At 43.2% G+C, this 16340-nt stretch carries 12 protein-coding genes and 1 pseudogene; 9 read left to right on the forward strand and 4 right to left on the reverse strand.

Features of this window, described 5'->3' with window-relative positions; genetic code table 11:
• Nucleotides 1–40 precede the first annotated feature (40 nt).
• Together ispG and ACTNBF_RS10845 are read left to right on the forward strand one after the other, a co-directional pair.
• Nucleotides 41–1096, forward strand: coding sequence for a flavodoxin-dependent (E)-4-hydroxy-3-methylbut-2-enyl-diphosphate synthase (gene ispG, locus ACTNBF_RS10840; protein WP_441028880.1), 1056 nt, complete (start codon nt 41–43; stop codon nt 1094–1096).
• Nucleotides 1097–1099: 3 nt separating this feature from the next.
• Nucleotides 1100–5719: a PolC-type DNA polymerase III gene (locus ACTNBF_RS10845; RefSeq protein ID WP_441089261.1), complete on the forward strand. Its 4620-nt coding sequence runs from the start codon at nt 1100–1102 to the stop codon at nt 5717–5719.
• 149 nt (nt 5720–5868) lie between these two features.
• On the opposite strand, the gene ACTNBF_RS10850 is transcribed toward ACTNBF_RS10845, so the two are convergent.
• The gene (locus ACTNBF_RS10850; protein ID WP_427805649.1) at nt 5869–6069 is read right to left on the reverse strand and encodes a cold-shock protein; all 201 of its coding nucleotides are present in this window, start codon (nt 6067–6069) and stop codon (nt 5869–5871) included.
• Between the two features lie 234 nt (nt 6070–6303).
• Between ACTNBF_RS10850 and ACTNBF_RS10855 the strand changes: the two genes are divergently transcribed.
• From ACTNBF_RS10855 to ACTNBF_RS10870, 4 genes are all read left to right on the forward strand, one after another.
• Nucleotides 6304–6735, forward strand: a complete 432-nt coding sequence (locus tag ACTNBF_RS10855) for an RrF2 family transcriptional regulator (protein WP_427805650.1) — start codon at nt 6304–6306, stop codon at nt 6733–6735.
• An 11-nt stretch (nt 6736–6746) separates the two neighbouring features.
• Nucleotides 6747–7205, forward strand: coding sequence for an RrF2 family transcriptional regulator (locus ACTNBF_RS10860; protein WP_427805651.1), 459 nt, complete (start codon nt 6747–6749; stop codon nt 7203–7205).
• An 81-nt stretch (nt 7206–7286) separates the two neighbouring features.
• Nucleotides 7287–9137, forward strand: coding sequence for an ABC-F family ATP-binding cassette domain-containing protein (locus ACTNBF_RS10865; protein ID WP_441089262.1), 1851 nt, complete (start codon nt 7287–7289; stop codon nt 9135–9137).
• 22 nt (nt 9138–9159) lie between these two features.
• Nucleotides 9160–9903 (forward strand): DUF975 family protein, encoded by a 744-nt coding sequence (locus tag ACTNBF_RS10870; RefSeq protein ID WP_441026261.1) that lies wholly within the window; start codon nt 9160–9162, stop codon nt 9901–9903.
• A gap of 55 nt (nt 9904–9958) precedes the next feature.
• Here the strand turns inward: ACTNBF_RS10870 and ACTNBF_RS10875 are convergent.
• From ACTNBF_RS10875 to ACTNBF_RS10885, 3 genes and pseudogenes are all read right to left on the reverse strand, one after another.
• A pseudogene (locus ACTNBF_RS10875) lies at nt 9959–10528 on the reverse strand (ABC transporter substrate-binding protein); the annotation flags it as partial.
• Nucleotides 10476–12452, reverse strand: a complete 1977-nt coding sequence (locus ACTNBF_RS10880; RefSeq protein WP_441089263.1) for a recombinase family protein — start codon at nt 12450–12452, stop codon at nt 10476–10478. The gene ACTNBF_RS10880 and the pseudogene ACTNBF_RS10875, both read right to left, overlap by 53 nt.
• A 24-nt stretch (nt 12453–12476) precedes the next feature.
• Complete coding sequence (locus ACTNBF_RS10885; protein WP_441050241.1) at nt 12477–12650, reverse strand: hypothetical protein; 174 nt, start codon at nt 12648–12650, stop codon at nt 12477–12479.
• Between the two features lie 283 nt (nt 12651–12933).
• On the opposite strand from ACTNBF_RS10885, the gene ACTNBF_RS10890 reads away from it, so the two are divergent.
• The 3 genes from ACTNBF_RS10890 (at nt 12934) to ACTNBF_RS10900 (ending at nt 16292) form a co-directional block, all read left to right on the forward strand.
• Nucleotides 12934–13362: a hypothetical protein gene (locus ACTNBF_RS10890; RefSeq protein WP_441026516.1), complete on the forward strand. Its 429-nt coding sequence runs from the start codon at nt 12934–12936 to the stop codon at nt 13360–13362.
• A gap of 1091 nt (nt 13363–14453) precedes the next feature.
• Nucleotides 14454–14621, forward strand: a complete 168-nt coding sequence (locus ACTNBF_RS10895) for a hypothetical protein (protein WP_441050242.1) — start codon at nt 14454–14456, stop codon at nt 14619–14621.
• 693 nt (nt 14622–15314) lie between these two features.
• Complete coding sequence (locus ACTNBF_RS10900) at nt 15315–16292, forward strand: hypothetical protein (RefSeq protein WP_441089265.1); 978 nt, start codon at nt 15315–15317, stop codon at nt 16290–16292.
• The last annotated feature ends 48 nt before the right edge of the window (nt 16293–16340 follow it).

A 16340-nucleotide genomic window follows, 5' to 3' on the forward strand; every position in this document is an offset into this window, starting at 1 on the left:
TAAGATTTGAGTATATAGATTTGAGAAAGGAAGACGGAAGATGACGAGAAACGATACAAAAGTAATCCGGATCGGCAACTGCCGGATCGGAGGCGGGAATCCGGTTGCGATTCAGTCTATGACGAATACAAAGACGGAGGATGTGGATGCCACAGTGAGCCAGATTCTGGCACTGGAACGGGCAGGATGTGATATTATACGCTGTGCGGTTCCGACAATGGAGGCGGCAGAGGCTTTAAAAGAGATCAAGAAACAGATCCATATCCCGCTGGTTGCGGATATTCATTTTGATTACAGACTTGCAATCGCGGCGATCGAGAACGGTGCAGATAAGATCCGGATCAATCCGGGAAATATTGGAAGCGAGGACCGGGTAAGAGCCGTAGTTGAAAAGGCCAAAGAATACAATGTGCCGATTCGTGTGGGCGTAAACAGCGGCTCTCTGGAAAAAGAGCTGGTTGAAAAATACGGAGGCGTGACTGCGGAAGGAATCGTGGAAAGCGCATTGGACAAAGTTCATATGATTGAGCGGATGGGATATGAGAATCTGGTGGTCAGCATCAAATCTTCTGATGTCATGATGTGTGTGAAAGCACATGAACTGATTGCGAAGGAATGTCCGTACCCGCTGCATGTGGGGATTACCGAATCCGGAACGCTGATGTCCGGCAATATCAAATCCTCTGTCGGACTTGGAATTATTCTCCATGAGGGAATCGGGGACACGATCCGGGTATCTCTGACCGGAGATCCGCTGGAAGAGATCAAGAGTGCGAAGCTGATCCTTAAGACACTCGGTCTTCGTACTGGCGGGATCGAAGTGGTGTCTTGCCCGACCTGCGGAAGGACCCGGATTGATCTGATCTCTCTGGCGAATCAGGTAGAGACGATGGTGGCGGAATTTCCGCTGGATATCAAGGTTGCGGTTATGGGCTGTGTAGTAAATGGCCCGGGTGAGGCAAAAGAAGCAGATATCGGAATTGCAGGGGGGATCGGAGAAGGTCTTCTGATCAAAAAAGGCGAGATCATCAGAAAGGTGAAAGAAGAAGAGCTTCTGGACGCACTTAGAGACGAATTGGTACATTGGGGCGAATAAAGAATGACGAAATTATTTTTTGATGTATTTCCAACATTAAAACTGGATAGTGACAGCCAGGCGCTGTTTCGGGAGGTAGAGGTGACGAAAATCACCTCTACTTCTGCGAAAGACCATATTAAGGTACATATTTTCAGTACGCATCTGATTCCGAAGAAAACGGTGTATGACATCGAGCGTCAGATTGAGATGCAGCTCTTCTCGGGAATGGGGATTCCGGTGACGATTCTGGAAGAGTATCGCCTGTCGGGACTTTATACGCCGGAGAATCTGATGGAAGCGTATCGGGACAGCATTCTCTTTGAACTGGAACAGCGGAGTGTTCTGGAAAAAAACATGTTTCAGAAAGCGAAAATAGGATATGAAGGTGAGAATGTGATTCTCCTTACGCTGGCGGATACGATCGTGGCCGAGGGAAGGACAGATGCACTCTCCGCTTATCTAAAAGCTCTTTTTGAAGAAAGATTTCACGTTCCGGTGGAAATCCGGGTGGATTATGAGAAAGTCAAAGAGAGCAAATACCGCAAGTTCAATGAGATGCAGCTTCAGCAGGAAGTGGATGCGATCCTGGAACGGAACCACACCCTTCAGGCACAGCACGCAGCCGGCAAGGAGGAACATGCAGGAGACGCATCCGGAGGCGGCTCGTCTGAAAAGAAGCAGCAGACCGGGAAGAAGAAAGAGAACGAGGCAGGCAAGCAGGATACGAAGAAGCAGGAAAAGACCGAGGCAAAATCTCCGGAGCCAAAACAGGATTTTGCCGGAAAGACCGGTGGATTCAAAGGCAGCAAAGGCGTCGGAACATTCCAGAAGCGGGATTATCCGCTGAAACGTTCAGACGATCCGAATGTGATCTACGGGCGTGATTTTGATGATACGCCGATTGAATTAAAACAGGTCGTATCGGAAATGGGAGAGATTACGATCCGGGGACAGGTCATCAGTTTTGATACCCGCGAGATCCGGAATGAAAAGACGATCATCATGTTTGCGGTGACGGATTTTACCGATACGATCATGGTCAAAATGTTCACCCGGAACGATCAGCTTCCGGAGCTTCTTGCAGAGATCAAAACGGGTGTGTTCCTGAAGGTAAAAGGGGTTACTACGATCGATAAATTTGACGGGGAACTGACGATTGGCTCTGTAACAGGAATCCGTAAGGCAACAGACATCCGTGTTGGAAGAAAGGATAAATACCCGGAGAAGCGGGTGGAGCTGCACTGCCATACCAAAATGAGTGATATGGATGGAGTATCCGAGGCAACAGCGCTGGTGAAAAGAGCACATTTCTGGGGACACCCGGCCATTGCAATCACCGATCACGGAGTCGTACAGGCATTTCCGGATGCGAACCATTTCATCGAGGGGCTGGATAAAGACGATCCCTTCAAAGTCATCTACGGTGTGGAGGGATATCTGGTGGATGATCTGACCGAGATTGCCAAAGGAGCCGGAAGTCAGAGCCTGGATGATACCTATGTCGTGTTTGATATTGAGACGACCGGTTTCTCCGCAATCTTGGACCGGATTATCGAAATCGGTGCGGTGAAGGTGGAACACGGAGTCATCACGGACAAATTCAGTACCTTTGTCAATCCCGGAAGGCCGATTCCGTTTAAGATTACCGAGCTGACCAGCATCACGGACGAGATGGTCATGGATTATCCGGGCATTGAGGTGATCCTTCCGCAGTTCCTGGAATTCGTGGGCGACGCGCCTCTGGTGGCGCATAATGCCGGATTCGATGTGGGATTTATCGAACAGAACTGTCGTTATCAGGATATTGAACCGCATTTTGTGTCGGTCGATACCGTAGCACTGGCGCGTGTCCTTTTGCCGTCCCTGTCCAAATATAAGCTGGACGTGGTGGCAAAAGCGCTGGATATTTCTCTGGAAAATCATCATCGTGCGGTGGATGATGCAGGTGCGACGGCGGAGATCTTTGTAAAATTTATTGAAATGTTAAAAGAACGTGACATCACAACACTGAAAGGTGTGAACCGTTTTGGAAATCTGAATCCGGATGCGATCCGGAAGCTTCCGACGTATCATGTCATCATTCTTGCCAAAAACGATCTTGGAAGAGTGAATTTATACACGCTTGTTTCGCTGTCCCACCTGACTTATTACGGAAGACGGCCGAGAATTCCCAAAAGTGTACTAAACCAATACCGGGAAGGATTGATCGTGGGCAGTGCCTGCGAGGCCGGGGAGCTTTATCAGGCACTCCTGAATGGAAAATCCGATGAGACCATTGCGAAGATCGTGGATTTCTATGATTATTTGGAGATTCAGCCGTTGGGAAATAATGCATTTATGATCGATAGCGATAAGGTCAGTGCGATCAATTCCATGGAGGATGTCAAGGACATGAACCGGAAGATCGTTCGGCTGGGAGAACAGTTCCATAAGCCGGTCGTGGCAACCTGTGATGTGCATTTCATGGATCCGGACGATGAAGTTTACCGCCGTATCATTATGGCGGGAAAAGGTTTCTCAGACGCGGACCAGCAGGCACCTCTCTATCTTCGGACGACGGAAGAAATGCTGGAAGAATTTGCCTATCTGGGCTCCGAGAAGGCATATGAAGTGGTAATTGCAAATACGAATAAAATTGCCAATATGATTGAGAAGATCTCACCGGTGAGGCCGGACAAATGCCCGCCGGTCATTGAGAATTCCGATCAGCTTCTGACGGACATCTGTTATACTAAGGCGTACTCCATGTATGGCAATCCGCTCCCGGAAATCGTAGAAGAACGATTGAAAAGGGAGCTGCATTCCATTATTTCCAATGGATTTGCCGTTATGTATATCATTGCACAGAAACTGGTATGGAAATCAAACGAAGACGGATATCTGGTTGGTTCCCGTGGTTCCGTAGGGTCCTCTTTTGTGGCGACCATGTCCGGAATTACGGAGGTGAATCCGCTGTCCCCGCATTACTATTGCCAGAAATGTCATTACAGTGATTTCACTTCGGATGAGGTGCGAAAATATGCCGGAGGATGCGGGCACGATATGCCGGACAAGCTGTGCCCGGTCTGTGGGGAAAAGCTGATCAAAGACGGATTTGACATTCCATTTGAGACTTTCCTCGGATTTAAGGGAAACAAAGAGCCGGATATCGACTTGAACTTCTCCGGGGATTATCAGAGTAAAGCGCATAAATACACGGAAGTTATTTTTGGTCAGGGTCAGACCTTCCGTGCAGGAACGATCGCGGCCCTGGCTGATAAGACGGCGTACGGGTATGTAAAAAATTATTATGAAGAGCGGGGCGACCGCAAACGGAATTGTGAGATTGACCGAATTGTACAGGGATGCACGGGGATCCGGCGAAGTACCGGGCAGCATCCGGGAGGAATTGTTGTCCTTCCGCACGGCGAGGATATCAACTCTTTTACCCCGATTCAGCATCCGGCAAATGATATGACGACGGACATTATTACGACGCATTTTGATTACCATTCCATTGACCACAACCTGCTGAAATTGGATATTCTCGGACACGATGATCCGACGATGATCAAGACCCTGGAGGAGCTGATCAATTCCGATTCCATGGACACCGGTTATGATGGAGTGAACCGTATTTTTAAGGCGACGGATATCCCGCTTGATGATCCGGGAGTTATGTCCCTTTTTGCGGGAACTGAGGCACTGGGAATCAAACCGGAGGATATCGACGGGTGTCCGGTGGGATGCCTTGGGATTCCGGAGTTCGGAACGGATTTCGTTATTCAGATGGTCGTGGACACCAAACCCAAGACCTTATCCGATCTGATCCGTATTTCCGGACTTTCACACGGAACCGACGTGTGGCTGAATAACGCGCAGACTCTGATCGAAGAAGGAAAAGCAACGATTTCTACGGCAATCTGTACCCGAGACGACATTATGACCTACCTGATCAATAAAGGATTGGACAGTGAGGAATCCTTTACGATCATGGAACGTGTGCGTAAGGGGACTGTGGCGAAAGGAAAATGTAAAGAATGGCCGGAGTTTAAAAAAGATATGCTGGAGCATGATGTGCCGGAATGGTATATCTGGTCCTGTGAGAAAATCAAATACATGTTCCCGAAGGCACATGCGGCGGCATACGTCATGATGGCGTACCGAATCGCCTACTGTAAATTGAATTACCCGCTTGCCTATTATGCGGCTTATTTTGGTATCCGTGCGTCTGCGTTCTCTTATGAACTGATGGGGCAGGGAAAAGATAAGCTTTTATATCACATGAAAGAGTATAAGCGCCGGGCGGAATTAAATCAGCTCAGTAAAAAAGATCAGGATACACTGAAGGATATGAAAAATGTATTGGAAATGTACGCGAGAGGTTTCGAATTTTTGCCAATCGATATCTATGAATCAGCAGCAACAAAATTCAAGATCGTGGACGGAAAGCTCCTGCCTCCTTTAAACACCATTGAAGGAATGGGGGATAAAGCTGCAGAAGCTGTGGAGATTGCTTCCAAGAATGGCCCATATCTATCAAAAGACGATTTCAGACAGCGCACGAAAGTCAGCAAAACAGTCATTGATCTGATGGATGAGATGGGGCTTCTCGGAGATCTTCCGGAAACCAATCAGCTTTCACTTTTTGACTTTACATAAGCTATATTGGAGTACTTGTCTTGTCCCGAAATAAAAAAGGAATCGTATATTTTACGATTCCTTTTTTCCCTCATCTAAATTCATGTATGTCTTTTAAATATTTAAATAAAATTGCGATTTACATATATAAAAGGTACACCAAATTTTGATTACAGCTTTGTTACGTTCACTGCCTGAGGTCCCTTTTCGCCCTGGAAAATCTCAAATTCGACTTCCTGACCTTCTTCAAGGCTCTTGTATCCTTCCATGTTCAGTCCGCTGTAATGAACGAAAATATCATTACCGGCTTCGTCAGAGATGAATCCATAGCCTTTTTGGTTGTTAAACCATTTTACGGTGCCCTTGTTCATCGGTACTACCTCCATTATAGATTTGTGGATAACGATCATCAACCGTTACCAAAGTGTATATATTCTATACTACTTTATCATGCATTTGTAAATTCGTCAATAGTTGCATGATAAATGCGCAAAAAACTATGTGATTATAACAAAAAGCAAAAAAAATTAGCGATTTTTCATTGTGTGAAAATGCATTATCCTTTACAATGATAGAAAAGAAAGAAAATTTGGAGGGAATCTTGTATGAGAATATCTACGAAAGGAATATATGCATTAGAAATAGTAGCAGACCTTGCCATGCATTCGACAGAGGATTCCTGGGAAAGCCTTAAAAATATTGCGAATCGTCGAAACCTTTCAGAAAAATATTTGGAACGTATTATGAAAGGACTGAAAGACAATGGGGTCGTTGTCAGCGTACGCGGGGCGTATGGCGGATACTGTCTTGCAAAAAATGCGGAAGAAATTACAGCATATGATGTGTTGGCAGCAGTGGAAGATGAAATGATTCCCGTATCCTGTCTCGGAGAGAAAGGGGAATGCGACAGGAATAATGGCACATGTGCTGTGCAGGAAGTGTGGCAGCAGCTCTGGGAGAGAATACAGAAGACTACAGAGAAGGTCACACTTCAGGATATTGTTGACGAAGTGGAAAAAATGAACAATGAAACGTAGAGAGGTATGTTATGAAAGTCTCTAAAAAAGCAAGATATGGGTTAAGAGCGTTAGTGGATCTGGCGGTTCACATTCAGGAATGCCCGGTGCCTCTGGTGGAGATTGCCAAGCGGCAGGAGATGTCTCTGAATTATCTGGAACAGGTATTGGGTGCATTGAGAAAAGCCGGGATCGTGAAGAGTATGAAAGGGCCAAAAGGAGGTTATTCGTTAGATAAAGAACCGAAAGAAATCACGGTAGAAGAAATATTGGCTGCAGTAGAGGGAAAATTCTGCATTGTCGAAAAAAAAGAGGAGAAAGAACTGGACGCGCTCCAGAGAGCGATTAGAAAACTGGTTTGGGATCAGATTGATGAGGATGTGATTGCCTTGCTTCAGGATATGACACTTGCCGAAATTGCGGATAAAGCAAGTGAATCTGAGAAAAAATTGAAAACGGAATCCGGTGTTGACGCGAACAGGGAAATGTGAGTATAATGAGTTAGCAATGAGAAAGAGACAAAGAGAAGAATGGCGGTGCCTTTTCCGGTATTGCCATAAGGAATATAGATTATGAATTTGCTGACTATGGAACATGTAACCAAATCCTACACAGATCGAATCCTGCTGAATGATGTCGGATTTGGAATCAATGAAAATGAGAAAATCGGTGTGATTGGAATCAACGGGATGGGGAAATCGACACTTTTGAAGGTGGCGGCACAGATAGAACCATATGATTCGGGAAAAATCAGCATGGGGAATCATGTGAAGATTTGTTACCTTCCCCAGACACCGGTTTTTGCGGAAGGAACGACGATTCTTCGGGCAGCGGTCGAGGAAAATACTGATGAGATGAATCGATGGACGATTGAGGCCGAAGCAAAATCGATGCTGAATCAGCTTGGATTCACGGATTATAATGAAAAGATCGAGCATATGTCGGGGGGACAGAAGAAGCGGGTTGCGCTGGTTCAGGCACTGCTGACGCCGGCAGACATCCTGATTCTGGATGAGCCGACCAACCACCTGGATCATGCAATGTCAGAATGGTTGGAAGAGTATCTGATACGCTTTCGGGGCGCCATTTTGATGGTGACACATGACCGCTATTTTCTGGACCGGGTGGTGAACCGGATCGTAGAGGTGGATAAAGGGAAATTGTACAGTTATCCGGGAAATTATTCGGAATTTGTGCGCCTGAAAGAAGAACGAGAAAGCATGGAACTAGCGACAGAGAGAAAGCGGAAAAGTCTGCTCAGGACGGAGCTGGAATGGCTGCATAGAGGCGCGAGAGCGCGCAGTACAAAGCAGAAAGCACATATTGACCGGATCAAAGCGATGCAGGAGATGAAGGACATTCAGGCAGAACGCCGGGTTCAGTTTGATTCGGCGGCATCCCGCATGGGAAATAAGACAATTGAATTGTCCGGAATTTCAAAGTCATATGGGGAAAGATGCCTGATTCGGGATTATTCCTATATTTTTCTGCGCAATGACCGGATTGGGATCATCGGACCGAACGGATGTGGTAAATCCACATTGCTTAAGATCATTAACGGGATCGCGAAGCCGGACAGAGGAACAGTGGAAGTGGGACAGACCATCCGCATGGGTTATTTTTCCCAGGAAAATGAATATATGGATACATCACTTAAAGTGATCGATTATATCAAAGAAGTGGGAGAATACATCACCACATCGGACGGTAAGATCACAGCTTCACAGATGCTGGAACGTTTTTTATTTGACGGAGCGATGCAGTGGTCTCCGATCGAGAAGCTTTCAGGAGGAGAAAGGCGGAGGTTGTATTTGCTGCGTATTCTGATGGGAGCACCGAATGTGCTGATTCTGGATGAGCCGACTAACGATCTGGATATTCAGACGCTCACGATTCTGGAGGATTATCTGGATCATTTTGCGGGAATTATCATTATCGTCTCACATGACCGGTATTTTCTGGATCGGACGGTGAACCGTATTTTTGCGTTTGAAGGAGACGGAGTGATCCGGCAGTCCGAAGGCGGATATTCGGATTATCTGATCCGGAAAGAGCTGGAGACCATTTCGGAAGATGAAGACGGCAGGCGTGGTGCCATTCCGAACAAGAATAATAGAGACGGCACCGGAACGACGGAAAATCAGAAACAACCCGCCAAAGACACATGGAAACAGCGTGAGAAGAAACTTAGATTTACCTATAAAGAACAGAAAGAATTCGAAACGATTGATGACGATATTGCCAGATTGGAAGCAAAAATTGAAAATCTGGACGAAGAGATTCTGAAAAATGCAACAAACTCTCTTCGCCTTGGTGAACTTGTAGCTGAGAAAGAAGGGGTGGAAGCAGAATTAGAAGAGAAGATGGAGCGCTGGGTCTATTTAAATGATCTGAATGAGCGCATACAGGAAGCGAAAGAATGATTTAGTTTAGGAGGTAACAGCTATGTGGAACAGACAGGAACTAAAAATGAGAGGGAAAATGGCGTTTAAACGCAACTATGGTGCAGCAGTTGCGGTTGCACTTCTGATGGGAATTATTTCCCTGATCTTCGGAGGCGGAAATGTCACAGAAAGACTTCAGTATTCGGATACAGTCGAGTATTCCGGTTCAGCATCTCAAAATGTGATTGAGGACTTCCTGAGTTCACCGAAAGGAATGTTGTTTGCAGGAATTGCTACATCGATCGTGCTTGTGATGGCACTGGTCGGAATGTTGCTTCAGTATCTGGTGGAAAACGTACTGATCGTCGGTGGATCACGTTTCTTCGTATTGAACCAGACCGAAAGACCGGGAGTAGGGACGATGCTCGATCCGTTCAGATCAGGACATTATGGCAACGTTGTACTGACTATGTTTCTTAGAGACTTGTATGTGTTCCTGTGGTCACTTCTTCTCGTGGTACCGGGAATCGTGAAATCTTACGAATATAAAATGGTCCCGTACATCCTTGCCGAGAATCCGGGAATGGACAGAAAAGAAGCATTCCTGATCAGCAAACAGATGATGGAAGGCCAGAAATGGGAGGCATTTGTGCTTGATCTTTCCTTCATCGGATGGAATATTTTATCTGTATTTACATGCGGAATTCTGTCCGTGCTTTATGTAGAACCGTATTATCAGGCAACGATTGCTGAGATGTATTCATTTAATAAAATGAGAGCATATCAGCAGGGATTTATCCGATAAGTGACTGGTAGGGTGGCTGGTGGGGGATACGTCCCCATCAGCCACCTTTTACTTTTTATTTTGCAGCATTCTTGGCATATTTTGTTGTAACAAGTTTTTCATATGGTGTTCTTTCTTCCAGCTCTCCGGCACTTTGCAGGATATCCTGCAGAAGTTCGAAGCTTTCTTTTTCAAAAATCAGATTCTCTTTCCAGGTATCCTGTTCATAATAACGTCTGACGATGGCGGTGATGGTTTCAAGATCGTTCTCCTTGAATTGTGGAGCAATGACTTCGGCGATTTCTTCCGGGGTATGTGTCTGGACGTAATCCATACCTTTTTGAAGCGCATTGGTGAAACTTTGGATCACATCCGGGTTTCCTTTCATATAGCTGCTTTTTGCACTGTAGGCTGTGTAGGGAACGTAACCGGAATCTACACCGAGTGATGCTACGACATAACCGGCATTCTGCTGTTCCAGTGTGGTTGCTGCAGGTTCGAACTCGATCGTGAAGTCTCCCTGACCGCCGGAAAATGCGGCGGCGGTGGAACCGAAATCGATGCTTTGATTGATGGTCAGGTCTTTGGAAGGATCAATTCCATTTTGTTTGAGGATATACTCGAATACCATTTCCGGCATGCCACCTGCTGCCTCCATAGCAATGTAAATAATCGTCTGATAACTGCTTTGCGGTCATTTCAGCAGGCAAATCAGACACAAAATTGCAGGCAAGTGCTGTGATTTCTTCCTTTGTCTTTACGATGTTGTATGGCTTCAATGAATTATCCGTAGCTTCCAGGATTCCTTGCTCTTTCATCAGCTCGATATAGGGCATGATATTTTTCTTTGTCTTCTTGATTCCAAGCGCTGTTATGTGTTCCGCAAGATATTTCGCAGATGTAAAATGCCGTTCTTCCTCAGCAATCAGTTTCATGACAACAGCAATGATCGTATTCTCACGGCGGTTCAGCTCGATAGCAGGACTGTAATCAATCAGATTGGATAAGCCGTATTTTAATGTAATCTCCGGAAGGCCATTTTCATCTACCTCAATACGCTCAATGAGCAGTTCAATATCTCTTCGGTCAAGATTTCCTCCTGCGATGATCTTATCTACAACATCCAGAGCATTTCTAAGTTTATCCTTCACATCCGGAGTTTCTAAAACTGTTGCATCCAGATCGCTTAACTTTTTTTCCAATCCACGGATTTGTGATAATAAATCATTCTGCAAGGAATCGTAAGTTTCTTTAATCAGATCTTCATTTCCGGCAGAGATTGCCATATCTTTTACTTTTTGAGTAAGAAGCACTTTGAGCTGATCTTTTCGTTCGTTGATGTCTGCTTGAAGATCCAGTTTCTTTTCTTCTATTGTTTTCTTCTCTGATTCAAAATCCTTCAAGTCATAGCTGGCGATTACTTCACATAAGGCATTCCGACACAGCTTGATATAGGCTAAAACATCCTCCATCAGATCCGCTTCTTCAATCAAATGAGCTTTCGAACAATAGCGTCTTCCCTTTGTGTTGTAGGTAGTGCAGATATAATATTTTCGCTCTCTGGCAGAAGTCTGGCGTTTGATCGGAGTCAGGCGGCACCCGCAGTCTTTGCAAAAAAGACAACTTCCAAATGGATTTGGAATCTCAGATCCAATCCACTCACCACGGCTGCCGCGGTAATTTGTTCTGTTACGTTTTTCTTTTAATTCCTGTACGAGTGAAAATGTTGCCCGATCAATGATTGCCGGATGATGATTTTTAAAGATGCATTGCTCCTCTTTGGGAACTCGTTTATCTTTCCCGTGCACGGTATTTCTTGCACGCTTCCTTAGACGAAATGTGCCCATGTAAAAATCATTATCCAGAATTTCTTTTACCATTCCATCTGTCCAAGTTGAAACAACTTTACGTTTCGATAACCGTCCTTCTTCAAGCTCACGTTCCCGCTGCACCATGGATGGCGTGGGTATTCCCTGATCGGTCAAATAGTTCGCAATTTTGCGGTATCCGGATCCGGAAATATAAAGATCGTAAATCCGTTTGATTTCTTCTGCTTCTTTTGGAACAATTTCCAGTATTGTTTTGTCCTTTGGATTACGTTTGTAGCCGAAGGGTGGTCGAGTCATTAAAGTGCCTTCTTTCTGCCGGGCACCGATGGCACGTTTAATCTTTTTACTGGTATCCTTTACATAACGCTCATTGAACCATGTCTTTATACCGATGGTATCGTCACTGGAGTCCATGGAATCGTAATTATCGTCGATGACGATCAGATGCTTTCCCCGTTCCTGGAATTCGTCCAGAAGCAAAAGAACCTTTGCATTATGTCGTCCTAAACGTGAAAAATCCTTGACGTATACAGTATCAATTTCTTTATCCAGATCCGCCATCATTTGCTGAAAGCCCGGTCTGTCAAAGATGTAGCCAGAAACTCCGTCGTCTTCATACCAACGATCAATGACAGTATCATGATCGGCAGCATATTGATTGATTATTAGTTTCTGGTTTTCTATCGAGACGTAGTTTCTTTTGTCATCGTCTCTGGAGAGTCGAACATAGCCTGCGTTCATTCGTACACTTCCTTTCTCTGATGCTCAGATATGATTTTTAATTAGTGCTTTCAATCCGTCATGGATATTTTTCTTGCTGCTTCCATCAAGGAATACAACCACTCGAAATCCCAAATTCAAAAACTGTACCCTTGCCTCATCAAATTCTTCCTGTGACGAAAAATCATTCCGCCAGAGGTAATAGGTTGGTTTACTCATAATCTGTTTTCCCCTATTTTTTCTAAATGTATGAAACGATAGCACTATGTGTGCATGTCTTAGTGGTTCCATTAATGAATATGGAATTTTTGATTTGATGAAGAAGAGAAGGGAATTCTTCTTGTTTTTGAATTTGTATTATAAGTATACACGAATAACGAAGAGTTTTGGTTTCATGAGATGTAACTTATATATAAATTGACGTCACTGCTATTTTTCCTTTGGAGAAAAAATAGGAGATTCTAAAAATGTTATTGTATATGAAAGAAAGGAGGTGAAATGCATGAAAAGCAGTAAAAAACTATTTAATAAAGTAACAACTAGAAAACCGGAAAGAACGAAAGGAGTAATGCTTATGAAAAAGAATTTTAGAAACGATTATCTGTCTGAGAGAAGTATAAGTAGTAGTTTTACAAACGATTTACTTAAGAACGAAATGAAAGAAAGATTGCATGAAGAGATTATAAAAATGAATTCTTCATGTGATAAGTCCTATACACACGCGTATATTCCATGGCGCGAATTTGACGGACTTTTAGTCGAATGCGAGAGGTGCGAAAAATTAGATTGTGAACGCAATGGTGGAGAAGCATTTGGTTTTAAGGTTTACTATATGCGAGGCGGTCAGGAATACGACGTTTGTACCATTGGGCTTATTTACGATGAAAGAAATGCATATGAAGCAGATTATTTGATTGATATGTACATTTAGATTATCTGTTTGCAAAACATAAGATAGGGACTGTAGTCGAAAAAGAGGAAGATGTTTGCTTTTTAGGCAGCATCTTTCTCTTTTTCGATTATTGGCGTGAAAATGTGGCGGGTATTATTTCTCGGTTGTGTGGAAAAACATTTGTCCCGGGAATTCCCATTTTGCACATATATGATAGAAAAAGAGGTTTATAGAAAAAGTATATTCTGAAGCAAAATTGAGTTGTAAGGTAATCTATGTAGAAAATGGTCATTTGTCGTATAGATTTTTCGAGAATTACACACATACTTTTTATGTTCTAAGTTTTGAAATGATATTTGATTTATTTTAATCTAAAACTGAATTTAAACGTTATTAAAAAAACAAATTCCGTAATAAGTTATACGGAATTTGTTTTTAACGAGAAAATAAACACATTATAAATTTAAACTATCAAATGAAATTCACGTGTGAAAAATGTTTGATTTTGTCTAAAAAATCCACTTGATTTAATCAGAATCAATGAATTGCACATTCCGAATAAACGGAATGTCATTTTCGCATAAGCGGTGTATTCGGAATGCATCACCCGTGTGCTTTATTGTGAGCGGAAGCAGCCTATGCCATTGCTTGCTTGATTACCATAAACTGCAAATAGATTCTGGGGTCAATGGGGCATATTAGCGCCGACTTTAGTCCTTGCCATTGAAGCCTGAAGACATTTGTAGTAGTACATACACCGCCTGAGTAAAAGTAGCGGACCGAGTCATCAAAAGGTTTACACTGTTTGGGCGAAATTTGCAATGAATATACAACCATAATAGAAAAAGCTATTGCACATTATAGCATATTGCTTCTACAATACAAATTGAAAGCATAAAGCAGGAATAAAGAAAAAGATACCCATATATAGTTGGAAACTTGATTGTGGAAATAAAGAAAAATACTCACATATAGCTGGGAATTCTATCTTGTGAATAGAGAAAAAGGATACCCCAGATATAGCTGGGAACTTGATTACGGAAATAAAGAAAAAAGATACTCACATATAGCTGGGAACTTGATTGTGAAAATAAAGAAAAAAATACTCACATATAGCTGGGAACTTGATTGTGAAAATAAAGAAAAAAATACTCACATATAGTTGGGAACTTGTTTATGAAAATAAAGAAAAAAGATACCCAGATATAGCTGGGAACTTGGTTGTGGAAATAAAGAAAAAAAGATACTCATCAAAAAACGAAAGAAATAAAAAGGAAATGTTCTTGGATGAATGTTGATTATGTCCCAACTATATATGAGAACATAAAAAAGTATTTCCTATGAAAAGATATATCGGAAATGCCCCAAGTATAGATGGTCAAATTGTGTTTTGAAAATAAATATTCCCATGTAAAGATGAGAAAATGTTTGTCCGTATATTTTATACAATATAGCGAATTATATAGCGCTTTTTTTAAAACTCTTGATTTATTTTATCTTGATAATTCGTTTTAAAAATTTTCAAAAACCAAATTGCGTAATAAGTTATACGCAATTCAGTTTTGATGCGAACGAAAGATACAATACGAATTTAATCTAAATTGGAATTCTAAAATCAGATAAATTCAAATAACATATTGTTTTAAGTACGGTTCATTTTATAATCCTGAATTATTCATGGAGCAGTATTAGGAGCTAATAACTGCATCATGAATCTCTCAGACGCTCCACACAGCCATAACCTCTTGTTGTGGTCAAGCTTTTTTGTAACATTTGTGGCTAAAAAAATTCATTGGATTGTTGCTTGGATAATACCGTAGTTTCCAGTGTATGTAAAGGATGCTTTGCACCGCCTTTGGCGGCCTTGTCCTTGACATACACTGAAAGCTCCTGGTGAAGAATAATCAAGCAATCCAATCTGGAACTGTATCGCATTAAGCGATTCTAGCCTGATAATGTGTTAAATAACCATTGAAGCTGTGAGGTCGTACATGATTGTATTCAACATATACAAACTCCTCTACAGCCTGATACAAAGCTTCCTCGGTATCATATTCTATTTCCGACAAATATCGGAACGTGTCTGGAATGAGTATGGGCAAAGAGAACGGGAATTGTCTGTTGAGATACCGGCAGTTAATTTTCATATCACGGATGACCAGCTGGGTTACGGAACAGCAAAAGAAAAATTCAGAGCCAATGTGATGGCGATCCAGGTTCTGAAAAAATGTGAAAGAGAGAACCGTTATGCATCACCAGAGGAGCAGGAAATTCTGTCAAACTATGTTGGCTGGGGAGGATTGCCGGATGCCTTTGATGAAAGCAAAGCTTCCTGGAGTGAGGAGTATCAGGAACTGAAAGATCTGCTTACCAAAGAGGAGTATGCGGCGGAAGCCCTGACGATTTCCCTGAATGAAAAAGCAAGGGTTGATCTTCCTTATATGGCAGGGCTGACAGGTAAGACGGAAGAGAAAGTTGCAGAAGAACTGACAGGAGTAATCTTTCGGGATCCGGTCAATGGACAGTGGGAGACTGCGGATGAATATCTATCCGGTAATGTCCGGGAGAAGCTGAAAACGGCAAGAATCTTTGCAGAAAACCACCCGGAATTTACCAGCAATGTAAATGCCCTTAAGCAGGTGCAGCCGGTAGACCTGGATGCATCAGAGATTGAAGTCCGAATCGGAGCCATATGGATCGCCCCGGAAATATACCGGGATTTTATGGAAGAACTATTTGATACCCCGGGTTATCTGGTCGGAAGGGTAATTGATATCCGGTATTTGGTAGCCAGCGGTGCATGGAATATCAGCGGTAAAAATGCGGACAGTGACCGGAATGTGCTGACCACGGCAACGTATGGTACGAGCCGGATCAATGCCTATAAGATTCTGGAAGAAACCCTGACTCAAACTTCCCACACCAATCAGGTGTACTGTACCTTGAAAATTCAATATTTTAGCCAATAAAAAGGGCATAAATAACGCTCTTTTGATATAATGGAATTGTCCAGAAAC

The organism is Bariatricus sp. HCP28S3_A4 (assembly GCF_052066395.1).
In the GTDB taxonomy this organism is placed as follows: Bacteria; Bacillota; Clostridia; order Lachnospirales; family Lachnospiraceae; genus Allocoprococcus.